Genomic DNA, 21446 nt, shown 5'->3' with positions numbered 1-21446 from the left:
CCGTCGCATCGCTGTAAGGCTGCCTGCCGGCGCGCTCAGCCTTCGAGTCCGCGTGCGAGATCGTTGCGGACGTCGTTCGCGTGCTCGAGGCCGACCGCGAGGCGGATCAGCCCTTCGGTGATTCCGGCTGCCGCGCGCGCTTCCGGCGTGATACGGCCGTGCGTCGTGGTGGCCGGATGCGTGATCGTCGTGCGCGTGTCGCCGAGGTTGCCGGTGATCGACACGAGCTTCGTGCCGTCGATCACGCGCCATGCGTTCGCGCGCTGCTGCTCGGGCGTGTCGCCCTTCAGCTCGAACGACACGATCGCGCCGCCCGCCTTCTGCTGGCGCTTCGCGAGCTCATGCTGCGGGTGCGATTCGAGGCCCGGATAGAACACGCGCGCAACGGCCGGATGCGAATCGAGCCAGCGCGCGATTTCCAGCGCATTCGCCGATTGCTTCTCGACGCGCAGCGACAGCGTCTCCATCCCCTTCAGCAGCACCCACGCGTTGAAGGCCGACAGCGTCGGGCCCGCGCTGCGCACGAACGGGAACACCTTGCCCATGATGAATTCCTTCGTGCCGACCAGCGCGCCGCCGAGCACGCGGCCCTGCCCGTCGAGGAATTTCGTCGCCGAGTGCATCACGACATCCGCGCCGAGCTTCAGCGGCTGCTGCAGCACCGGGCTGCAGAAACAGTTGTCGACGACGAACAGCGCGTTCGCGGCCTTCGCGATCTTGCCGATCGCCTCGATGTCGGCGAGTTCGGTCAGCGGGTTCGACGGCGTCTCGAGGAAGAACATCTTCGTTTCCGGCCGCACCGCTTCCTGCCACGCGTTCAGGTCGGTCGGGTCGACGAAGGTCGTCGTGATCCCGAACTTGCTGAAGATCTGCGAGAACATCCCGAGCGTCGAGCCGAACAGGCTGCGCGAGCTGACGAGGTGGTCGCCTGCCTGCAGCGCGGACATCACGACCGACATGATCGCGGCCATCCCCGACGCCGTCGCGATGCACGCCTCGCCGCCCTCGAGCGCCGCGAGACGCTCCTGGAACATGGTGACGGTCGGGTTCGTGAAGCGCGAATAGGTGAAGTAGTCTTCCGAGTTCGCGAAGCGCTCGGCCGCGTCGGCCGCGCTCGAGAAGCAGAAGCTCGACGTGAGGAACAGCGCTTCCGAGTGCTCGTTGAAGTCGCTGCGCAGCGTGCCTGCGCGCACGGCAAGCGTGTCGAAGTTGAGGGAGTCGTCCATGTTCCGTTTTCCGTATCCGATGGCCACGCGCGTCGCGCAGGCCAGATCAAAACCAGGCCCAAAAACAAAAAGCCCGCTATGCGTCTGCATCAGCGGGCTTCGGTGCGGTACGACAGCGATCGACTCGGGCCGGCTGTCGCCGGCCTTCGCTTTAGCTGTTTTGGGAAGTCGCCCCGCGTCCGCAAGCTGATATCAAATCGACGCAAGGCCACATCCTATCACGCTTCGCCAGAAGCGTGCGCCGGTGTCACTCGACCGACAACTGCAGGTTCATCTGCGAACGCTCGGTGTCGCCGGCGGTGTCCCGATCGGCCTGCGACGCCGGCGCGAGACGCGCGCGCTCGATCGCATCGAGATACTCGGGCGTCACGTCGCCGGTGATGTAGTTGCCGTCGAAGCACGACGCCTCGAAGCGCTCGAGCTTCGGGTTGATGTCGCGCACCGCGCGGCGCAGGTCGTCGACGTCCTGATAGATCAGGTGATCGGCGCCGATCATCTTCGCGACTTCTTCGTCGGTGCGGCCGTGTGCGACCAGCTCGCCGCGCGTCGGCATGTCGATGCCGTACACGTTCGGGAACTTCACGGGCGGCGCGGCCGACGCGAAGATCACCGACTTCGCGCCCGCATCGCGCGCCATCTGCACGATTTCATGCGAGGTCGTGCCGCGCACGATCGAGTCGTCGACGATCAGGACGTTCTTGTCCTTGAACTCGATGCTCATCGCGTTGAGCTTCTGGCGCACCGACTTCTTGCGCACGGCCTGCCCCGGCATGATGAACGTACGGCCGACGTAGCGGTTCTTGAAGAAGCCCTCGCGATACTCGACGCCGAGCTTCGCGGCGACCTGCATCGCGGCCGGGCGCGACGAATCGGGAATCGGCATCACGACGTCGATCGGCACGTTCGGCAGCTCGCGCTTGATCTTCTCGGCGAGATAGTCGCCCATGCGCAGGCGCACGTTGTAGACGGGCACGCCGTCGAGGCACGAATCCGGACGCGCGAGGTACACGTATTCGAACATGCACGGGTTCAGCGTCGGCTGCTCCGCGCACTGCTGGCTGTGGAAGTTGCCGGCCGGATCGATGAAGATCGCTTCACCCGGCTGCACGTCGCGCACGAATTCGAAACCGATGCCTTCGACGGCCACCGACTCCGACGCGACCATCCACTCGGTGCCGTGTTCCGTTTCGAGCTTGCCGATGCACAGCGGGCGGATGCCGAACGGATCGCGGAACGCGAGCAGGCCGTAGCCGGCGATCAGCGACACGATCGCGTACGAACCCTGCAGGCGGCGATGCACGCCCGAGACCGCCTTGAACACCGACGCCGGATCGAGCTCGAGGCCCGTCGTCGACAGCTGCAGTTCGTGCGCGAACACGTTGAGCAGCACTTCGCTGTCGGAATTGGTGTTGATGTGCCGGCGGTCGATCCGGAACATCTCGTCCTTCAGTTGCTGCCAGTTCGTCAGGTTGCCGTTGTGCGCGAGAATGATCCCGAACGGCGCGTTCACGTAGAACGGCTGCGCCTCGGCTTCGCTCGACGCCGAACCGGCCGTCGGGTAGCGCACCTGGCCGATGCCGTAGGTGCCGGGCAGGCTGCGCATGTTGCGCGTGCGGAACACGTCGCGCACCATGCCGTTCGCCTTGTACATGTGGAAATTGCTGCCGTCCGCCGTCGCGATGCCCGCCGCGTCCTGACCGCGATGCTGCAGCAGCAGCAGGCTGTCATAGATCAGCTGATTGACCGGGGATTGGGAGATAACACCTACGATGCCGCACATGGCATGTCCTTCAAGATGACAAAATCGGTTCCGTCCTGCCCGGCCGCGTCGTCACACGCGTACGTACTGGGCCATGCCGTCGGGCAGGAGCTGCTTCAGCTCGTGCACGCCCTGTTCGGCGAAAGGACGCAAGAGCGCATTGCGCCAGAAATCCTGTTTGGGCAGTTCGGTCAGCCCGGCCGCCGCGACCAGCAGCACCACCAGCACACAGCCGCGGACGAGCCCGAACATCATGCCCAGCGAGCGGTCGACGCCGCCCAGGCCACTCGCCTGCGCGATCCGCGACAGCAACGCGTTTGCGACACCGGCGACCAGCACGACGCCGATCACGAGCAGCGCGAAGGCGATCACCCATTGCGTCAGCGCACCGCCCGGCCAGTTCGCCGGAATGTACGGCACGACCAGCCCGACGTAGCGGCCCGCGATCACGATCGCCGCGATCCAGCCGATCAGCCCGAATATCTCCGACACGAAGCCGCGCCACGCACCGCGCAGCGCCGACAACACGATCACCGCCAATACAGCGTAGTCGAAAGCCGTCAGCATCGTGCGTTATTGCGTCAGACCGGCTTCGCGCACCTTCGCGATCGCGGCGGAGGCCGCCGAGCGATCCGCGAACGGGCCGGCACGCAACAGTGTAGCCGTGCTGCCGTCTGCCTGCTTGCGATGCTCGACATATGCGGGCACACCCGCCGATTTCAATTTGGTCGCCCACGAACGGGCCGTCGCGTCATCCTTGAACGACCCGAGCTGCACCGCGAAGCGCGCACCGGCCGGCGAGGCCGGCGACGATGCGTCGCCGCTGTCCGGGCTCGCGGCGTCGGCATTCGCGACGGTGGCGGGCGCGGGTTTCGGCGCAGCCGGTTTCGCCGCGGGGGCGGCCGGCTTCGGCGCGGGCTTCGGCGGCGTCACGCTCGCGGTGGTCGTCGTATCGGGTTTCGCGGCCGGCTTGGCTGCGGGCGCCGGCACAGGTGCCGGTGCGGCCACAACGGCCGTATCGGATGCCGGCGGCTCGTCATGCGCGACGCCGGCCTGCACGTCGGACGCATCGTCGTCGCGCGGCGCGACCGCCTGGTGCGCGGGCCGGTTCGGGATGTCGATCGCGATGTCGTCCGTGACCGGCTTCGGGTGCGAATCGAGCACCATCGGCAGCACGATCACGGCCGCCACGACGAGCGCGATCGCACCCACGAGGCGACGGCGTGCGCGTTGCTTTTCTGGAAGGGTCGGATCAAGGAGCAGCGCGTCCGATTCCGGACGCTCGGTGCGGCGCGAGCGGCGCTCGACGCGTTCAGTGGTGCGCTCCGTGCGCACGTTCCGGGAGGTCCCGGTGCGACCGCCGCGCCGCGGGGGCGCGTCGTCGTCTTTTTTGCCGAACGAGAAAATTCCCATGAATGGCTGAGTCCGAAACTGCCCGTCAGTCAGTGTTGCTGCGATTTACGGTAGGCCAGCACGCCGGCAACCGTATGGAAACTGCCGAAAACCACGATTCTATCATTCTCGGATGCTCTTTTTAGTGCATCGCGAAACGCTTCTGCCGGCGACGCGTAACGCGTCACGCTCGAATCGGGCCCCTCCTCCACGCCTGCCTTGCGCAGCGCGGCTTCGAGCTGCTCCGCGGAGGCCGCGCGCGGCAGCGGCAGGTCGGTCACGCACCAGTGGTCGATCTCGCCCTTCAGGTGCTGCAGCACGCCGTCGATGTCCTTGTCGTGCATCGCGCCGAACACCGCGTACGTGTACGGGAAGAAGCCCATGTTGCCGAGGTTCTGCTCGAGCACGGCCGACGCATGCGGGTTGTGCGCGACGTCGAGCACGATCGCCGGCTTGCCGGGCAGCACCTGGAAGCGCCCCGGCAGCTCGACGTTCGCGAGCCCGAGCCGGATGTCCTGCGCGGACACTGGCAGCACCGGGCGCAACGCCTCGAGCGCGGCGAGCGCGGCCGACGCATTGATCAGCTGATTCGCGCCGCGCAGCGCCGGGTATGCGAGCGCCGGATAGCGCTTCTCGCGGCCGAGGTAGCTCCACTGCTGGCGCTCCGCGCCTGCCTGCGCCTCGTAGCGGAAATCGCGGCCGACCAGCCACAGGTCGGCGCCGATCGCTTCGGCGTGGTCGATCAGCGTTTGCGGCGCGGCCGGATCGCCGCAGATTGCCGGCTTGCCCGCGCGGAAGATCCCGGCCTTCTCGAACGCAATCTTCTCGCGCGTGTCGCCGAGGTATTCGGTGTGGTCGATGTCGATGCTCGTGACGATCGCGCAATCGGTATCGATGATGTTGACCGCATCGAGCCGGCCGCCGAGGCCGACTTCGAGGATCACCGCGTCGAGCCCGCGCGACGCGAACAGGTGCATGATCGCGAGCGTCGTGAATTCGAAATACGTGAGCGACACGGGCTCGGGCAGCGACGTGCGCGCGGCTTCGACCGCCTCGAAATGCGGCAGCAGTTCGTCATCGGTGACGTTCTGGCCGTTCACGCGTGCGCGCTCGTTGAATTCGAGCAGGTGCGGCGACGTATGGCAGCCGACCTTGTAGCCCGCGCGCACGAGGATCGTCTCGAGGAACGCACAGGTCGAGCCCTTGCCGTTCGTGCCGCCGACGGTGATGACGGGGCATGCGAATTCAAGCTGCAGCGCCGCCTTGACCTGCCCGATGCGGGTCAGACCCATGTCGATGCCGACCGGGTGCGCGCGTTCGAGATGCGAAAGCCACGCGTCGAGAGTGGGAAAAGTGCTCATCGGATCAAATCTGGATCGGTACCGCCACTACGCCAAAAAACGAAGCGCGCCGCCTGACGCTGAAGCCAGGCGACGCGCAGAGTTCACAACCTTGCGCCGGTCAAGCCAGCGCGTCGGCCGGCTGTCGCTGCAGCAGCGCGAGCAATTGCGCGATTTCGTCGCGCATCCTGCGGCGGTCGACGATCATGTCGATCGCGCCCGTCTTCAGCAGGAATTCGGCGCGCTGGAAGCCTTCCGGCAGCTTTTCACGCACCGTCTGCTCGATCACGCGCGGGCCGGCGAAGCCGATCAGCGCCTTCGGCTCGGCGATCACGACGTCGCCGAGGAACGCAAAGCTCGCCGACACGCCGCCCATCGTCGGGTCGGTCAGCACCGAGATGAACGGCAGCTTCGCCTCGGCCAGCTTGGTCAGCATCGCGGTGGTCTTGGCCATCTGCAGCAGCGACAGCAGGCTTTCCTGCATCCGTGCGCCGCCCGATGCGGTGAAGCAGATGAACGGCACGTGCTGTTCCAGCGCGTTCTGCGCGCCGCGCGCGAAGCGCTCGCCGACGACCGAACCCATCGAGCCGCCCATGAACGAGAACTCGAAGCAGGCCGCGACGACGGGCAGCGTGTGGATCGCCCCGCCCATCACGACCATCGCGTCGGTCTCGCCCGTCTCGTCCATCGCTTCCTTCAGACGATCGGGGTACTTGCGGCTGTCCTTGAACTTCAGCGTGTCGACCGGCACGATTTCCTGGCCGATTTCATAGCGGCCTTCCGGATCGAGCAGCCCGTCGAGACGCTCACGCGCGCCGATGCGCATGTGGTGATCGCACTTCGGGCATACGTGCAGGTTCGCATCCACGTCGTTGCGGTACAGCACGGCCTCGCAGGACGGGCACTTGACCCACAGGCCTTCCGGAATGCCCTTGCGGCTTTTCGGGTCGGTCTGCTTGATCTTCGGCGGCAACAGTTTGTCGAGCCAGCTCATCGTATGGTTTCCTGTTCCGTGGCGGGACGGGCCGCTTGGCCCGCCCGCTTCCTGTGTTGTGTTTATCGCGCCGTCTTGCCCGCGCCGTCCAGGGCGGCACGCAGCTCGGCGATGAAGGTCTTCAGCGCGGCGGCGGCAGCATCCGGCGCAGCGCTTTCGAGCAGCTGCACGAGGCGGCTGCCGATCACGACGGCGTCCGACACTTCGGCCACCGCGCGCGCCGTTTCGGCGTCGCGGATACCGAAGCCGACGCCCACCGGAACCGGCACGCGCGACTTGATGGCCGGGATTTTACCCGCAATGCTCGAAACATCCAGATTTCCCGCGCCGGTCACCCCCTTGAGCGACACGTAATACACGTAGCCGCTCGCGATCTTGCCGACGTCGGCGATGCGTTCGTCGGTCGACGTGGGCGCGAGCAGGAAGATCGGATCGATCTGCGCGGCACGCATCTTTTCGGCGAATACGCCCGCCTCTTCCGGCGGATAGTCGACGACCAGCACGCCGTCGACGCCGGCCGCGTGCGCCTCGGCCGCGAACGCGTCGACGCCCATCCGTTCGATCGGGTTCGCATAGCCCATCAGCACGACGGGGGTTTTAGGGTCGGTCTCGCGAAAACGCTTCACGTCGGCCAGCACGCTCTTGAGCGTGACGCCGCGCGCGAGCGCGCGCTCCGACGAGCGCTGGATCACGGGGCCGTCGGCCATCGGGTCCGAGAACGGCACGCCGAGTTCGATCACGTCCGCGCCGCCGGCGGCGAGCGCGTGCATGAATTCGACGGTTTTCGCGGGATCGGGGTCGCCGGCCGTGATGAACGGGATCAGGCCCTTACGGCCTTGTTCGGCGAGCGCGGCGAAGGTTTGCTGAATACGGGACATGGCAATTTTCCTGTGTCGATCCGGAGTTGGCGCTTCAGCGCTTACTCCGGACCCATACAAAGTTAGAGTTCGGCGATGCGGCGGCGCGATTCACGCGCACGCCGGCGCAGCGAGCGCGTTCACGCGCTCGTGCGCGATCGCACAATAACTTTCGTTGATCTCGTAGCCGACGAAGTTGCGCCCCTGCCGTGCGCAGGCCACCGCGGTCGTGCCGCTGCCCATGAACGGATCGAGCACGCGGCCGCCCGGCGGGCAGCTTGCGAGCACCATCCGCTCGATGATTTCCAGCGGCTTCTGGGTCGGATGATCGACGCGCTCCGCGTGTTGCCGGTGCAGGCGCGAGACCGACCAGACGTCCTTCGGGTTGTAGCCCATCTCCAGCCACTTGCTGCCCTCGAACAGCTTGCGCGAGCGGGCCTTCTTCGTATCGGCGTCGTACGGGATGCGGACCGGATCGAGATCGAAGTAATACGCCTTGGAAACCGCGAAAAAGCCGATGTTGTCGTGCACCGACGTGAAACGGCGCGTCGTGCCGCCCATGCTCGGCACGCGCCGGTCCCAGATGATCTCGTTGACCATCGTGAGCTTCGTCTTCAGGAAACTGAAGATTTCCGGCGCGTACTGCCACGTGCAGAAGATGTACATCGACCCGCTCGGCTTCAGCTTCGGAATCGCGAGCTCGAGCCACTCGCGCGTCCACGCGAGGAAATCGTCGCCCGAACGCTTGTCCGAGTCGTTGCCGTAGTCCTTGCCGAGCCCGTACGGCGGATCGGCGACGATCAGGTCGATCGACGCATCCGGCAGGTGCGCGGCATCGGTCAGGAAATCGCGGTTATGCAGTTCGATCCCGGACGGCAGCGCGCGCGGCACCGCGACGGCGGGCTGAACCGCCTCCGCCTCGCTCGCGGCACCGCCGCCCGGTTCTTCGATCAGGTCACGCATCGGTCGGGGTCAGAGGTCGATACCCGATCGCTCGGCGACCGTGTGCATGTCCTTGTCGCCACGGCCCGACAGGTTGACGAGCAGGATCTTGTCCTTCGGCAACGTCGGCGCGAGCTTCACGCCATACGCGATCGCGTGGCTCGACTCGAGCGCGGGAATGATCCCTTCGATCCGGCAGCAATCGTGGAATGCCTTCAGCGCTTCGTCGTCGGTGATCGGCACGTACTGCGCGCGGCCGCTGTCCTTCAGCCATGCGTGTTCGGGGCCGACGCCCGGATAGTCGAGACCTGCCGACACCGAATGCGTCTCGATGATCTGGCCGTTGTCGTCCTGCAGCAGGTACGTGCGGTTGCCGTGCAGCACGCCCGGGCTGCCGGCGATCAGCGATGCCGCGTGATGGCCGGTGTCGAGGCCGTCGCCGGCCGCTTCGACGCCGATCAGCTGCACCGACGTGTCGTCGATGTACGGATAGAAGATGCCCATTGCGTTCGAGCCGCCGCCGACGCAGGCGATCACCGCGTCGGGCTGCCGGCCCGCGAGTTCAGGCATCTGCACCTTGCACTCGTCGCCGATCACGCGCTGGAAGTCGCGCACCATCATCGGGTACGGGTGCGGGCCCGCCACCGTGCCGATGATGTAGAACGTGCTTTCGATGTTCGTGACCCAGTCGCGCATCGCCTCGTTCAGCGCATCCTTCAGCGTGCGCGAGCCCGACTCGACCGGCACGACCGTCGCGCCGAGCAGCTTCATCCGGTACACGTTCGCGGCCTGCCGGCGCACGTCTTCGGCGCCCATGTAGACGATGCACTCCATCCCGAAGCGCGCGCAGATCGTCGCGGTTGCAACGCCGTGCTGGCCGGCGCCCGTTTCCGCGATCACGCGCTTCTTGCCCATGCGCTTCGCGAGCAGCGCCTGGCCGATCACGTTGTTGATCTTGTGCGCGCCCGTGTGGTTCAGGTCTTCGCGCTTCAGGTAGATCTGCGCGCCGCCCAGCATCTCGCTCCAGCGCTGCGCGTGATAGATCGGCGACGGACGGCCGACGAAATACTTCAGTTCGCGCTCGTACTCGGCGACGAAATCGGGGTCGTTCTGGAATTTTTCATACGCCGCGCGCAGTTCGTCCAGCGCGTGAATCAGCGTCTCGGCGACGAACACGCCGCCATACGGGCCGAAATGGCCGCGATCATCAGGAAGGTTGTACATGGTGTCTCTCTCGATCGGTCGGCGCGCCCCGCTTGTCAGGCCGCACCGCTTGCATCACCGGGCGTCCGCTTCGCGCACCGCGCGTACGAACGCCGCCATCCGGGCGTGGTCCTTCACGCCCTTTGCGCCCTCCACTTCGATGCCACTCGAGACATCGACAGCAAACGGACGCAGCTGGCGGATCGCATCACCGACGTTTTGCGCGCTCAAGCCACCACTCAAAACGGCCCGATGCGCGAGCTCTGCGGGAATAAGAGACCAATCGAAGACCTTGCCGCTACCGCCGTAATCCGGCACCAGGGTGTCGAACAGGAGGCCGCGCGCTTTCGAGTAATGAAGAGCCGATTCTACCAAATCGGACGGCTGCGTCGAGGGGCCGACGCGCACCGCGCGCAGCCACGGCAGCCGTGCCGCGCGACCGAGCGCATCGCACTGCCCGGGTGTCTCGTCGCCGTGGAACTGCAGCACCGTCAGCGGCACGTCGCGCACGACGGACTCGATCTCGGCTTCGGTCGCATTCACGAACAGCCCGACCACCGACACGAACGGCGGCGCGAGGCTCGCCAGCTCGGCCGCCTGCGCGATGGTCACCGCCCGCGGGCTCTTCGGATAGAACACGAGGCCGATCGCGTCGGCGCCGAGCGCCGCCGCGTGCAGCACGTCCTCGGGACGCGACAGCCCGCACAGCTTGATGCGCGTGCGCGGCGCCAGGCCGGTCGCGGCGGAAGTCGGGGAAGACACGGCGTGATCCGTCATGATTGAGGGTCCAGATCGGCCCAGACGCTGCTCCACGGCACGCTGCCGAGCTGCGCGGGCGGGACGGCGAATTCCGCCGGGTAGCCGACGTGGGCGAGGTACAGCCCGTCGGCCATGAAAGTGGGCGCCGCGAGATTGCGGTCGCGCCCGGCCAGCACGTCGGCGAGCCAGTCGGCCGGATAGCGGCCGCGCCCGACCGCGACGAGACAGCCCATCAGGTTGCGCACCATGTGATGCAGGAACGCGTTGGCGCGGAAGCGGAAATGGATGAAATGCCCGTCGCGCCGCACGTCGATCCGATACAGGTGTTTGACCGGTGTCTTCGACTGGCATTCCGACGACCGGAACGACGAGAAGTCGCGCTCGCCGATCAGGTGCGCGGCGGCGGCGCGCATCGCATCGTCGTCGAGCGGCGTGTGGATCCAGCCCGCACGCCCGGCCAGCATCGGCGAGCGCACGGGATGCACGTACAGCGCGTAGTAATAGGTGCGCTCGAATGCCGAGAACCGGGCGTGGAACGTGTCCGGCATCGGCTTCGCCCATTGCACCGACACGGTCGACGGCAGGAACGCGTTGGTGCCGCGCACCCACGAGAACACCTCACGGTCGAGGTCGGTGTCGAAGTGCACGACTTGCCCGAGCCCGTGCACGCCGGTGTCGGTCCGCCCGGCCACCGTCGTGTGCAGCGGCACCCGTGCGAACTCGGCCAGTGCATGTTCGAGCCGGTCCTGTACGGTCTTGCCGTGCGGCTGCGCCTGCCAGCCGCAAAACGCCGCACCGTCGTACTGGACACCCAGCGCGATCCGCTTCACGCCTCGTCCGCCAGTTTCGCGAGCAGCGCACGCGCGTCGTCGCGCGTCGCGGTGTCGTTCGCGTCGACCACTTCCTGCAGCAGCGTCCGCGCGCCGGACAGGTCGCCCAATTCGACGTACTCCGACGCGAGATCGAGCTTGTTGCGCGCAATGCGGGCGAGTTCGTCCGGCGTGAGCGCAGGCAGCGCGGCGCCCGGCGCGGACGGCAGGTCGAGATCGAAATCGAGCTTCAACGCGCCGAACTGCGCGCCGCCGAGCGGCGGCAGCGACGACGTCGCGAGCGGGCTGCCCGCGTGGCCGGCAGGCGTCGCCGCGTCCGGATCCCAGTCGAACTCGTCGTCCTGATCGGCCGGATGTTCCAGGGCCGCATCGTTCGAGCCAATCGGCAGGTGCTGGGCGGATTGACCGTTAGTTGCAATTTTCTCGGCGTCGAACTGCCCTGCCCGCGCGGACAGCTCGTCCGGCGTCAACGCCGGTTCGTCCATCGCGCGCGGCGGCAGCGGCATGTCGAGACTGTTGAGCGCGCTGATCGCGTTCTGCATCAGCGTCGCGTGCTGCGCTTCGGTCACGGAAGGCGTGGCGGGTACGGCGCTCCGCTCGGCCTGCTCGGCCTGCTTGTCCACGGCAGCGGCTTGTTCTGCCTGATCCGCGTCATGCGGCGCCGAAGCCGAAACCGCCTCGTTCGCAGGCGATACCGCAGCGTGGGCAGACGGCAAGCCGAGCGGCTCGTCGTGCGTCGTCACTTCGGACGCAGGCGATACATCCGCCGCAAGCGGCTCGATCGTCTCGGCTGCTGCGGCAGTCGCCGCGGCGAGGTTCATGTCGGAAGCCGCGTCGCGCGCGACCGGCATTTCGGGCTGGATCGGCAGCTCGCGTTCGACGGGCGGCGCGGCTTCCGCAGCCGCGCCGCCACCCGTTGCAACAGCGGCAGCCGCCGCCCCCTCATCACCCGATTGCCGGCCTTTCCGGCGCTTGCGCCACGCAAAGCCGGCCGCGAGGACGATCACGGCTGCACCGGCCACGGCGGCCGGGCGCCAGTCCATCTGCTCGGTACGGCGGGCGGGCGTCGCAACCGGGGCGACAGGAGCGGCCGGCTGCGCAGAAGCCGATGCCGGTTGCGGCGCGCTGGCAGCCGCACCCGACGCGGCTTCGCCTGCCGTCGATGCAGCGGCCGGCGCACCCGTGTCGTTCGCGGCCGGACGCGGTGCGGCGGGCACCGGCCCGGGCGCAGGCGCGACGCCGGTCGTCGTAGCCTGCTTGCCGATGCCGTGCTTCTGCAACTCCATCAGCACACGATTCTTCAGCGCCAGCAATTGCTGCAGGCTCGACGGGCGCGGTTGCGACGCGCCCGTGGCAGGCGCCGCGCCGGCCGGTTCGTGCACACCCGAAACCTGGCTGCCCGGCATCGACTGAACCGCGGCCTCGCTCGCGGACGACGGCGCCGATTGGATCGCACCGCTCCAGACATGCGGCCCGCTTGCACCCGCGGCAGGCGCCGCCGGCGTGCTTTCGACGGCCGATGCACCATGCGCGGCCGAGGCGCCGATCGAAGCCGACGCCCCCGCAGCCGTCGCAACACTCGCACCGCTCACCGGCGCCGCATGCACGGCCGGCACCGGCGGCGCGGACTGCACGGCCGAGCCGGGATGCGGCGCGGATGCGCCATGCTGCGCGAGCGCCGCCCCGCCCGATGCGGCGGCGGGTGCGGAAGCGGCCGCCGCGCCGGAGGCAGCGGCGGCGCCAGCCGGCACGAGCGCCGCGCCGGTCGCGTCGAGCGCGGGCACGGTCAGCGTCGCGCCGACTTTCAGGCGGCTCGCGTCGCGCTTCATGAACGCCTGCGGATTGGCGTCGAACAGTGCGCGACCGGCGCGCGCGAGCACGCCGGGATCGTGCGATTGCGTCGCCGCTTTCGCGATGTCGTTCAGCGACTGGCCAGGCTGGACCGTCACGGTAAGCGGTGCGGTGGCGCCGGCAGCGGAGGACGCCGGCAGTTCGCCGGCGCCGGCCGCCCAGGCCGATGCAGCTGCGCCGAGCGCCAGGATCGCCAGCGCGCCACGCACGGCGCGCGACAGACGGGACTGACGCGGAAACAAGGAAATTCGGGACATCGTTGGCTCTATCGCCGCGCGCGGGCGCGGCTCGGATTCGCGGTTGGAAGCGTCAATAAAGTTGCCGCAGAAATGCAAAAGCGTCGCGCGGAACGCGACGCTTTCGGCGGGTCTGTGCGTCGTAACCGCGTAGTTTACTTCACGCGCTCACGTTCGGGCCGAATTCCTCGCCGGCAGGTGCAACCGGCGCGATCAGGCGTCCGGGCCGCCCGGTCCGCACGCGGCATGCCGCATGCCGCATGCCGCAGCCTGTGCACCGGATCGGCCGGATCGCGCCCGCATCCATTGCCCGAAGCCGTCGCGGCAGCATCGCCCGCCGGCCCGGACGACGCGGCTTGCCGGCGTTCACTGCACATCGGCCGGAGGGCCAGGGCGGCAGAATCGGGACGCGTTCGCTCAACAATTCGCGCCGCCTGCCGTTAATGGATTAACAGCCGGAAATCAAAAAAATCCCGACCGGCCGCCAATTCCACTCCAATCCATTTCAATTCACCGATAAGAAGGCAATTCTCCTCTCTTATCGACGAAATGAAGATTCCCCCCGCCAAACCCCCGCCCCATAAGGCTTTCAGCCGATACCGCACGACCCTTTGCTCATACAAAAGCGGTCATTTCTTCACCAATTCAATTACATTACACAAAATTACACAGATCAAATAATTGCCGTCGCTAGGATCGTCTTCAAACAGGAATCGGCACATTTCGACCTTCGTGCCTGCACATGCCGGAAAGGCGGGAGCACGATCGGCCGGGCTGATGCCGTGAAGTGCCAGAGGGTCATCGCGCAGTCGCACGACTGCATTCACTCACCAGCTCGTTACGGGGATCGAACATGGGCTATCAGCAGGGTTTGAGCGGGTTGGCCGGCGCGTCGAGCAATCTCGACGTGATTGGCAACAACATCGCGAATGCAAACACGGTTGGCTTCAAGCAGGGGCGCGCGCACTTCGCCGACATGTACGCGAATTCAGTCGCGACGTCGGTCAACACGCAGATCGGCATCGGCACACACCTCGCATCGGTGGAACAGAATTTCAGCCAGGGGTCGATCAATTCGACGAAGTCGTCGCTCGACGTTGCCATCAACGGCAACGGCTTCTTCCAGATGTCGAACAACGGCGTGACCACCTACTCGCGCGACGGCACGTTCCACCGCGACAAGAACGGCGCCATCGTCGACGCGCAAGGCCGCAACCTGATGGGCTATGCGGCAGGCGCGGGCGGCGTGATCAACACCGCGCAGACCGTGCCGCTGCAGGCGCCGACCAACAACATCGCGCCGCGCGCGACGAACAAGATCACCGGCCAGTTCAACCTGAACTCGCAGGACAAGGTGCCGGCCAAGACGCCGTTCAACGCGAGCGACAACACCACGTACAACTACAACTCGTCGATCCAGGTCTACGACACGCTCGGCGGCTCGCAGCAGGTCACGATGTACTTCGCGAAGAGTGCTGCCGGCACGTGGCAGGCCTACGCGGGCGTGCAGGGCCAGACGCCGACCAACCTCGGCACCGTCACGTTCGACGCGTCGGGCCGGATCAGCTCGACGACGTCGGCCGCGACCGGCCAGCCGACGCCGAGCCTCGGCCAGTTCGCGTTCTCGATCCCGAACACGACGGGCGGCGCGAACCCGCAGAACCTGACGCTCGACCTCGGCGGCACCACGCAGTACGGCGGCAAGGACGGCGTGACCAACCTCGCGCAGGATGGCTTCGCGAGCGGCACGCTGACGACGTTCTCGATCGGCACCGACGGCAAGCTGACCGGCAACTACTCGAACGGCCAGAGCGCGGTGCTCGGCCTGATCGCGCTCGCGAACTTCAACAATCCGAACGGGCTCGTGAACATCGGCGGCAACCAGTATGCGGAAAGTGCCGCATCGGGCGTCCCGCAGATCTCCGCGCCGGGCAGCACGAATCACGGCACGCTGCAGGGCAGCGCGCAGGAAAACTCGAACGTCAACCTGACGACCGAGCTCGTGAACCTGATCACTGCGCAGCGCAATTACCAGGCCAACGCGCAGACGATCAAGACCCAGCAGGCGGTCGACCAGACGCTGCTGAACCTGCGCTGATCCACGCATGAAAACGCGCCGCGCCAGCCTCGAATCTCGAGGCCGGCGCGGCGCGTCGTCATGTGCCGCCCGGCCCGCAGGCCGGGCCGGCAGCGTACTTACTTGTCGAGCAGGATGCGCAGCATGCGGCGCAGCGGCTCGGCCGCGCCCCACAGCAGCTGGTCGCCGACCGTGAACGCCGACAGGTACTCGCCGCCCATCGCGAGCTTGCGCAGGCGGCCGACCGGCACCGTCAGCGTGCCCGTGATCTTCGCCGGCGACAGGTCGCGCATCGACGCTTCACGCTCGTTCGGCACGACCTTCACCCAGTCGTTCGCCGACGCGAGGATGCCGTTGATCTCGTCGAGCGGCACGTCCTTCTTCAGCTTGATCGTCAGTGCCTGCGAGTGGCAACGCATTGCGCCGATCCGCACGCACAGCCCGTCGACCGGGATCGAACCCGGCTCGCCCATCGCCGGCTTGCCGAGGATCTTGTTGGTTTCCGCGCCGCCCTTCCACTCTTCCTTCGACATCCCGTTGCCGAGATCCTTGTCGATCCACGGAATCAGCGAGCCGGCCAGCGGCACGCCGAAGTGGCTCGTCGGCATCGCATCGCTGTTCATCGCGGCCAGCACGCGGCGGTCGATGTCGAGGATCGCGGAAGCCGGATCGGCCAGCTGTTCCTGCACCGCGCCGTTCAGCGCACCCATCTGCGACAGCAGCTCGCGCATGTTCTGCGCGCCGGCGCCCGATGCGGCCTGGTAGGTCATCGCCGTCATCCAGTCGACCAGGTTCTCGCGGAACAGGCCGCCGAGCGCCATCAGCATCAGGCTGACCGTGCAGTTGCCGCCGACGAAGTTCTTCGTGCCCTTGACGAGCGCGTCCTTGATCACGTCGAGGTTGACCGGATCGAGGATGATCACCGCGTCATCCTTCATCCGCAGCGACGATGCCGCGTCGATCCAGTAGCCGTTCCAGCCGGCCGCGCGCAGCTTCGGGAACACGTCGTTCGTGTAGTCGCCGCCCTGGCACGTGATGATCACGTCGCACTTCTTCAGCTCGTCGACGTTGGTCGCGTCCTTGAGCGTAGTCTCGTTTTTCGCGAACGACGGCGCTTTGCCGCCCGTGTTGCTGGTGCTGAAAAACACCGGTTCGATCAGGTCGAAATCGCCCTCTTCCTGCATGCGCTGCATCAGGACGCTGCCGACCATGCCGCGCCAACCTACGAGACCTACGTTCATGACTAACCCTTTGCTTTGAATGGAGCTTCCCCGCCATTTCCGTCCCCGCGTGACCGCGCGGGGAAACAGGCGGGCACGACGGCGATCAGCGTTTAATGATCGTTTTCGTGGTAATGGTTTTCGTGATGACGATGGCGCGCGCACCCGCACGGGCAGTGTTGCCGTGGAGTTTCAGGACCGGGGAGATCAGGGAAATCAGCGCCATCGTTCGAGTCTACACAAAGCCGGTGGCCCGCACAACGGCCAACCGTGGGCGAACCGGCCGATTTTCGCGGCCCGTTCGCGCCCTTTCTACACTATCGGTGCCGCATCGCGTTACAGCGCCGCGACCACCGCGTCACCCATCGCCGTCGTGCCGACCTGCCGGCAGCCCGGCGTGGCGATGTCGCCCGTACGGTAACCCTGCTCGAGCACCGTTTTCACCGCGCGCTCGATACGATCGGCCTGCTCCGCACGATTCAGCGAGTAGCGCAGCATCATCGCAGCCGACAGGATCGTTGCGAGCGGGTTGGCAATGCCCTTGCCCGCGATGTCCGGCGCCGAACCGTGCGACGGCTCGTACAGACCCTTGTTGTTCTTGTCGAGCGACGCCGACGGCAGCATGCCGATCGACCCCGTCAGCATCGACGCTTCGTCCGACAGGATGTCGCCGAACATGTTGCCCGTGACGATCACGTCGAACTGCTTCGGCGCCTTCGCGAGCTGCATCGCCGCGTTGTCGACGTACATGTGCGACAGCTCGACGTCCGCGTATTCCTTCGACACGTCGATCATGATGTCGCGCCAGAACTGCGACGTTTCGAGCACGTTCGCCTTGTCGACCGACAGCAGCTTCTTCGCGCGCTTGCGGGCGGCCTGGAACGCGACGTGCGCGATGCGGCGCACTTCCGGTTCCGAGTAGCGCATCGTGTCGAAGCCTTCGCGCTCGCCCGCGAACGGGCCGTCCGGTGCAGCGCGCACGCCGCGCGGCTGGCCGAAGTAGATGTCGCCGTTCAGTTCGCGCACGATCAGGATGTCGAGGCCCGCGACGAGCTCGGCTTTGAGCGGCGACGCATCGACGAGCTGCGGATAGCAGATCGCCGGGCGGAAGTTCGCGAACAGCTCGAGATGCTTGCGCAGCCCGAGGATCGCCTGCTCGGGGCGCAGCGCGCGCTCGAGCGAGTCGTACTTCCAGTCGCCGACCGCGCCGAACAGGATCGCGTCGGCTTCCTTTGCGAGCGCCAGCGTCGCGTCGGGCAGCGGATGGCCGCTCGCCTCGTAGCCCGCGCCGCCGACCGGCGCCTGTTCGAGTTCGAACTTCTCGTCGAGTGCGTTCAGCACCTTCACGGCTTCATTGACGATTTCCGGACCGATGCCGTCGCCGGGCAGCACTGCAATCTTCATGCGAAATTCCTGACTGGGTAGGTGGTTATGGAGGCAGGCCGGCGAACGCGCCGCCGGCGCGCCCGCCCGAAAGGCACGATCAGCCGACCAGCTTGGTGTTGAGCCACGGCTGCTTGACGAGCCGCTCGGCTTCGAACTGGCGGATCTTGTCCGCGTGGCGCAGCGTGAGGCCGATGTCGTCGAAGCCGTTCAGCAGGCAGTACTTGCGGAACGCGGCGATCTCGAACGGATACTCGCGGCCGTCACCTGAACGCACGACCTGTGCGTCGAGGTCGATCGTCAGTTGAAAGCCGTTGAACGCAACCGTCTCGTTGAACAGGTGATCGACCTGCTGCTCGGTCAGCACGATCGGCAGCAGACCGTTCTTGTAGCAGTTGTTGAAGAAGATGTCCGCGAAGCTCGGCGCGATGATCGCGCGGAAGCCGTACTGCTGCAGCGCCCATGGCGCGTGCTCGCGCGAGCTGCCGCAACCGAAGTTCTTGCGTGCGATCAGCACCGACGCGCCCTGGTAACGCGGCTGGTTCAGCACGAAGTCGGGATTCAGCGGGCGCTTCGAGTTGTCCTGGCCCGGCTCGCCGTGATCGAGGTAACGCCATTCGTCGAACGCATTCGGACCGAAGCCCGTGCGCTTGATCGACTTCAGGAACTGCTTCGGGATGATCGCGTCGGTGTCCACGTTCTCGCGATCGAGCGGCGCCACGACGCCGGTATGTACAGTGAATTTTTCCATGATCCGTCTATCCGGTTGAAGGGCCGGCACGCGGCCGGCACACATCGACAAATTCTCGGTGGCAGTGTCAGTCCGCGGCGCGCTGAAGCGCGTTGCCCGCGGCGTTGACGTCCTCGCCGAAGCCTCGGACGGTATTGCAGCCCGCGAGGCCGAAGCCCAGCCCCGCCAGCGCCAGCGCGGCAACCAGCCGCGCGATGACCTTCGATACCGTCACGCGTTACCCCAGCTGGCGAATGTCGACGAAGTGGCCTTCGATCGCCGCGGCTGCCGCCATCGCGGGGCTCACGAGGTGCGTGCGGCCGCCCGCGCCCTGCCGGCCCTCGAAGTTGCGGTTCGACGTCGACGCGCAACGCTCGCCCGGATCGAGCCGGTCGGCGTTCATCGCGAGGCACATCGAGCAGCCCGGTTCGCGCCATTCGAAGCCGGCGTCCGTGAACACCTTGTCGAGCCCTTCGCGCTCGGCCTGCGCCTTCACGAGGCCCGAACCCGGCACGACCATCGCGAGCCGCACGTTCGATGCGATGCGACGGTTCAGCTTCTTCACGACGTACGCGGCCGCGCGGATATCTTCGATCCGTGCGTTCGTGCACGAGCCGATGAAGATCTTGTCGACCTTGATCGATTCGATCGGCGTGTTCGGCTCGAGCGCCATGTACGCCAGCGCGCGCTCCATCGCGTCGCGCTTGACCGGATCCTTCTCGCGCTCGGGATCGGGCACGCGACCGTCGATCGACGTGACCATTTCCGGCGACGTGCCCCACGTGACCTGCGGGACGATCTCGGCTGCATTCAGCTCGACCACGCGGTCGAACTGCGCGCCGTCGTCCGACTTGAACTGGCGCCAGTATTCGACGGCCTGGTCCCATTCCGCGCCGGTCGGCACGAACGGACGGCCCAACAGGTAATCGATCGTCGTGTCGTCGACGGCGACCATGCCCGCGCGCGCGCCGGCTTCGATCGCCATGTTGCAGACGGTCATGCGGCCTTCCATCGTCAGCGCGCGGATCGTCGAGCCGCCGAATTCGATTGCGTAGCCCGTGCCGCCTGCCGTGCCGATCTTGCCGATGATCGCGAGCACGATGTCCTTCGCGGTACAGCCGCGCGGCAGTGCGCCCTCGACCTTCACGAGCATGTTCTTGCTCTTCTTCTGCAGCAAGGTTTGGGTGGCGAGCACGTGCTCGACTTCCGACGTGCCGATGCCGTGCGCGAGCGCGCCGAACGCGCCGTGCGTCGACGTGTGCGAATCGCCGCACACGATCGTCATGCCCGGCAGCGTCGCGCCCTGCTCCGGCCCGATGATGTGGACGATGCCCTGGCGCACGTCGTTCATCTTGAACTGCGTGATGCCGAACGCATCGCAGTTCGCGTCGAGCGTATCGACCTGCAGCTTCGAGACGGGATCGGCGATGCCGTGGCTGCGGTCCGTCGTCGGCACGTTGTGGTCCGACACGGCCAGGTTCGCGCTGATGCGCCATACCGGACGCTGCGCGATCTTCAGCCCTTCGAACGCCTGCGGGCTCGTGACTTCGTGCAGCAGCTGACGGTCGATATAGAGCAGGGTCGTGCCGTCTTCCTCGGTGTGGACCACGTGGGTGTTCCACAGTTTGTCGTAGAGAGTCTGTGCCATGGGTATGCGGGGTCGTTGTGACTACAAGCCTTGCGGATGGAGTCGATTATGCCACGCAGTGCGCGTCGCGGCGCAGGCCGGACGCGAAAAAACCCATTAAAAACAGTGGTTTGGCTGGTAGTGCCAATACCTGTATCGGCATTACCCGGCAAAACGGGGCACGCACGATCCGGCGGGCGGCGATCGCGCAAACGCGTCGCCCGGATCCCGCGCCGTGCCCCGTGGCCGGCGGCGTCAGCCGTTCGGGTACTCGCGGTTGATCAGGTCGAGCCGCAGCATCGCGAGCTGCATGCCGGCGTTGCTCAGCAGGTAGAGATCGCGCCGCCGCATGGCCGGCATCTGCGCGGCCGTATCGTAGAGCGACGGCAGCGCGAAGGCAGCCGGCACCGCCGCCTGCATCCCCGCCGCATTCGACACGCGCACGGCGAGCGACGCCTGATCCAGATGCGTGACGACGCCGACCTTGCCGGGCGCCGAGGCCGAGCCGGCCTGTTTGACGATCGCGGCGGCGACGCCGTCGGGCGTCGGTATCGGGCTGCCTGCGGCCACGGCAGGTGTCGCGATCGACGTCACGCCGGCCGTCAGGCCGTATTTCGATGCGAGCACGCTCGCGATCTCCTGCTGCGCGAAGACCGGCGCCGTGACCTTCTGCCGAAGCTGGAACACGGCGTCGGCAATCGCCTCGTTGACGGGACCCGGCACCGGTGCGGCGGCCGATGCGCCGGCACGACTGCCAAAGCTGAACGCGACAATCGTATTGATGGCGGCCACGGCGACGGTCGGCGGCGTCCACGAGAAAAACGTGTCGAGCAGATAGCCGGTTTCGTCGGTGGCGGTCGCGCGATCGTTCAGTTCGTTCGTCAGCTTGCCGAGCATCTGGCGCTGCAGTTCCGCATCGGAAACGGGGGCATCGCTCGCGAAAGCGGGCGCCGCGGCGGCGCACGATGCGGCGAGCAAGGAAGTGGAAGCCAGGAAATGGCGGCGGTTCGTCATGGTCAC

21 protein-coding genes are annotated in these 21446 nt (G+C 66.7%); 1 reads left to right on the top strand and 20 read right to left on the bottom strand.

The window, feature by feature from the left end; translation table 11 throughout:
* Positions 1–35: 35 nt before the first annotated feature.
* The 13 genes from OHZ10_RS24010 to OHZ10_RS23950 form a co-directional block, all read right to left on the bottom strand.
* Entirely contained in the window at positions 36–1226 is a 1191-nt protein-coding gene (locus tag OHZ10_RS24010) for an O-succinylhomoserine sulfhydrylase (protein WP_059237227.1), read from the bottom strand.
* A gap of 247 nt (positions 1227–1473) precedes the next feature.
* Entirely contained in the window at positions 1474–3006 is a 1533-nt protein-coding gene (gene purF, locus OHZ10_RS24005) for an amidophosphoribosyltransferase (protein WP_059237228.1), read from the bottom strand.
* A gap of 51 nt (positions 3007–3057) precedes the next feature.
* A complete protein-coding gene (locus tag OHZ10_RS24000; RefSeq protein ID WP_027782633.1) occupies positions 3058–3552 on the bottom strand; it encodes a CvpA family protein in 495 nt (164 codons plus the stop codon).
* A gap of 6 nt (positions 3553–3558) precedes the next feature.
* Positions 3559–4398, bottom strand: coding sequence for an SPOR domain-containing protein (locus OHZ10_RS23995; protein ID WP_174992723.1), 840 nt, complete (start codon positions 4396–4398; stop codon positions 3559–3561).
* Between the two features lie 29 nt (positions 4399–4427).
* Positions 4428–5738, bottom strand: a complete 1311-nt coding sequence (gene folC / locus OHZ10_RS23990) for a bifunctional tetrahydrofolate synthase/dihydrofolate synthase (RefSeq protein ID WP_059237230.1) — start codon at positions 5736–5738, stop codon at positions 4428–4430.
* A gap of 100 nt (positions 5739–5838) precedes the next feature.
* Positions 5839–6711, bottom strand: coding sequence for an acetyl-CoA carboxylase, carboxyltransferase subunit beta (gene accD / locus OHZ10_RS23985; RefSeq protein WP_059237231.1), 873 nt, complete (start codon positions 6709–6711; stop codon positions 5839–5841).
* A 62-nt stretch (positions 6712–6773) separates the two neighbouring features.
* Entirely contained in the window at positions 6774–7589 is an 816-nt protein-coding gene (trpA, locus tag OHZ10_RS23980; RefSeq protein WP_059237232.1) for a tryptophan synthase subunit alpha, read from the bottom strand.
* Between the two features lie 90 nt (positions 7590–7679).
* Positions 7680–8531 (bottom strand): DNA-methyltransferase, encoded by an 852-nt coding sequence (locus tag OHZ10_RS23975; protein ID WP_059237233.1) that lies wholly within the window; start codon positions 8529–8531, stop codon positions 7680–7682.
* A 9-nt stretch (positions 8532–8540) separates the two neighbouring features.
* Positions 8541–9734: a tryptophan synthase subunit beta gene (gene trpB / locus OHZ10_RS23970; RefSeq protein WP_059237234.1), complete on the bottom strand. Its 1194-nt coding sequence runs from the start codon at positions 9732–9734 to the stop codon at positions 8541–8543.
* Positions 9735–9788: 54 nt separating this feature from the next.
* A complete protein-coding gene (locus OHZ10_RS23965; RefSeq protein ID WP_342705908.1) occupies positions 9789–10490 on the bottom strand; it encodes a phosphoribosylanthranilate isomerase in 702 nt (233 codons plus the stop codon).
* Complete coding sequence (gene truA / locus OHZ10_RS23960) at positions 10487–11302, bottom strand: tRNA pseudouridine(38-40) synthase TruA (RefSeq protein WP_342705907.1); 816 nt, start codon at positions 11300–11302, stop codon at positions 10487–10489. Before truA ends, OHZ10_RS23965 begins: the two co-directional genes overlap by 4 nt.
* A complete protein-coding gene (locus OHZ10_RS23955; RefSeq protein WP_342705906.1) occupies positions 11299–13410 on the bottom strand; it encodes a FimV/HubP family polar landmark protein in 2112 nt (703 codons plus the stop codon). Before OHZ10_RS23955 ends, truA begins: the two co-directional genes overlap by 4 nt.
* Before the next feature lie 608 nt (positions 13411–14018).
* Complete coding sequence (locus tag OHZ10_RS23950; RefSeq protein WP_155627210.1) at positions 14019–14216, bottom strand: hypothetical protein; 198 nt, start codon at positions 14214–14216, stop codon at positions 14019–14021.
* A gap of 26 nt (positions 14217–14242) precedes the next feature.
* Between OHZ10_RS23950 and flgE the strand changes: the two genes are divergently transcribed.
* Positions 14243–15487 carry a flagellar hook protein FlgE gene (flgE, locus tag OHZ10_RS23945; protein WP_059237238.1) on the top strand — a complete coding sequence of 415 codons (1245 nt, stop codon included), beginning with the start codon at positions 14243–14245 and terminating at the stop codon, positions 15485–15487.
* Positions 15488–15585: 98 nt separating this feature from the next.
* Here the strand turns inward: flgE and asd are convergent, their stop codons facing one another.
* From asd to OHZ10_RS23910, 7 genes are all read right to left on the bottom strand, one after another.
* Positions 15586–16707 (bottom strand): aspartate-semialdehyde dehydrogenase, encoded by a 1122-nt coding sequence (gene asd, locus OHZ10_RS23940; protein WP_059237239.1) that lies wholly within the window; start codon positions 16705–16707, stop codon positions 15586–15588.
* An 85-nt stretch (positions 16708–16792) separates the two neighbouring features.
* Positions 16793–16912 (bottom strand): hypothetical protein, encoded by a 120-nt coding sequence (locus tag OHZ10_RS23935; protein ID WP_006756675.1) that lies wholly within the window; start codon positions 16910–16912, stop codon positions 16793–16795.
* 110 nt (positions 16913–17022) lie between these two features.
* On the bottom strand, positions 17023–18090 hold the full coding sequence (leuB, locus tag OHZ10_RS23930) for a 3-isopropylmalate dehydrogenase (RefSeq protein ID WP_059237240.1): 1068 nt from the start codon (positions 18088–18090) through the stop codon (positions 17023–17025).
* Between the two features lie 79 nt (positions 18091–18169).
* Complete coding sequence (leuD, locus tag OHZ10_RS23925) at positions 18170–18820, bottom strand: 3-isopropylmalate dehydratase small subunit (protein WP_059237241.1); 651 nt, start codon at positions 18818–18820, stop codon at positions 18170–18172.
* Between the two features lie 67 nt (positions 18821–18887).
* Positions 18888–19034 carry an entericidin A/B family lipoprotein gene (locus OHZ10_RS23920; protein WP_059237242.1) on the bottom strand — a complete coding sequence of 49 codons (147 nt, stop codon included), beginning with the start codon at positions 19032–19034 and terminating at the stop codon, positions 18888–18890.
* A 3-nt stretch (positions 19035–19037) separates the two neighbouring features.
* The gene (leuC, locus tag OHZ10_RS23915; protein ID WP_059237243.1) at positions 19038–20447 is read right to left on the bottom strand and encodes a 3-isopropylmalate dehydratase large subunit; all 1410 of its coding nucleotides are present in this window, start codon (positions 20445–20447) and stop codon (positions 19038–19040) included.
* Between the two features lie 234 nt (positions 20448–20681).
* Entirely contained in the window at positions 20682–21440 is a 759-nt protein-coding gene (locus OHZ10_RS23910; RefSeq protein ID WP_059237244.1) for a hypothetical protein, read from the bottom strand.
* Between the last annotated feature and the right edge of the window lie 6 nt (positions 21441–21446).

It is taken from the genome of Burkholderia arboris, from assembly GCF_038723655.1.
Lineage (GTDB): Bacteria > Pseudomonadota > Gammaproteobacteria > Burkholderiales > Burkholderiaceae > Burkholderia > Burkholderia arboris.
This window is presented reverse-complemented; position numbering and strand designations above follow the sequence as displayed.

Coding starts and splice junctions, on each gene's coding strand:
- OHZ10_RS24010 (WP_059237227.1), bottom strand. CDS start 1,226: ATGGACGACTCCCTCAACTTCGACACGCTTGCCGTGCGCGCAGGCACG.
- purF (WP_059237228.1), bottom strand. CDS start 3,006: ATGTGCGGCATCGTAGGTGTTATCTCCCAATCCCCGGTCAATCAGCTG.
- OHZ10_RS24000 (WP_027782633.1), bottom strand. CDS start 3,552: ATGCTGACGGCTTTCGACTACGCTGTATTGGCGGTGATCGTGTTGTCG.
- OHZ10_RS23995 (WP_174992723.1), bottom strand. CDS start 4,398: ATGGGAATTTTCTCGTTCGGCAAAAAAGACGACGACGCGCCCCCGCGG.
- folC (WP_059237230.1), bottom strand. CDS start 5,738: ATGAGCACTTTTCCCACTCTCGACGCGTGGCTTTCGCATCTCGAACGC.
- accD (WP_059237231.1), bottom strand. CDS start 6,711: ATGAGCTGGCTCGACAAACTGTTGCCGCCGAAGATCAAGCAGACCGAC.
- trpA (WP_059237232.1), bottom strand. CDS start 7,589: ATGTCCCGTATTCAGCAAACCTTCGCCGCGCTCGCCGAACAAGGCCGT.
- OHZ10_RS23975 (WP_059237233.1), bottom strand. CDS start 8,531: ATGCGTGACCTGATCGAAGAACCGGGCGGCGGTGCCGCGAGCGAGGCG.
- trpB (WP_059237234.1), bottom strand. CDS start 9,734: ATGTACAACCTTCCTGATGATCGCGGCCATTTCGGCCCGTATGGCGGC.
- OHZ10_RS23965 (WP_342705908.1), bottom strand. CDS start 10,490: ATGACGGATCACGCCGTGTCTTCCCCGACTTCCGCCGCGACCGGCCTG.
- OHZ10_RS23955 (WP_342705906.1), bottom strand. CDS start 13,410: ATGTCCCGAATTTCCTTGTTTCCGCGTCAGTCCCGTCTGTCGCGCGCC.
- flgE (WP_059237238.1), top strand. CDS start 14,243: ATGGGCTATCAGCAGGGTTTGAGCGGGTTGGCCGGCGCGTCGAGCAAT.
- asd (WP_059237239.1), bottom strand. CDS start 16,707: ATGAACGTAGGTCTCGTAGGTTGGCGCGGCATGGTCGGCAGCGTCCTG.
- OHZ10_RS23935 (WP_006756675.1), bottom strand. CDS start 16,912: ATGGCGCTGATTTCCCTGATCTCCCCGGTCCTGAAACTCCACGGCAAC.
- leuB (WP_059237240.1), bottom strand. CDS start 18,090: ATGAAGATTGCAGTGCTGCCCGGCGACGGCATCGGTCCGGAAATCGTC.
- leuD (WP_059237241.1), bottom strand. CDS start 18,820: ATGGAAAAATTCACTGTACATACCGGCGTCGTGGCGCCGCTCGATCGC.
- leuC (WP_059237243.1), bottom strand. CDS start 20,447: ATGGCACAGACTCTCTACGACAAACTGTGGAACACCCACGTGGTCCAC.
- OHZ10_RS23910 (WP_059237244.1), bottom strand. CDS start 21,440: ATGACGAACCGCCGCCATTTCCTGGCTTCCACTTCCTTGCTCGCCGCA.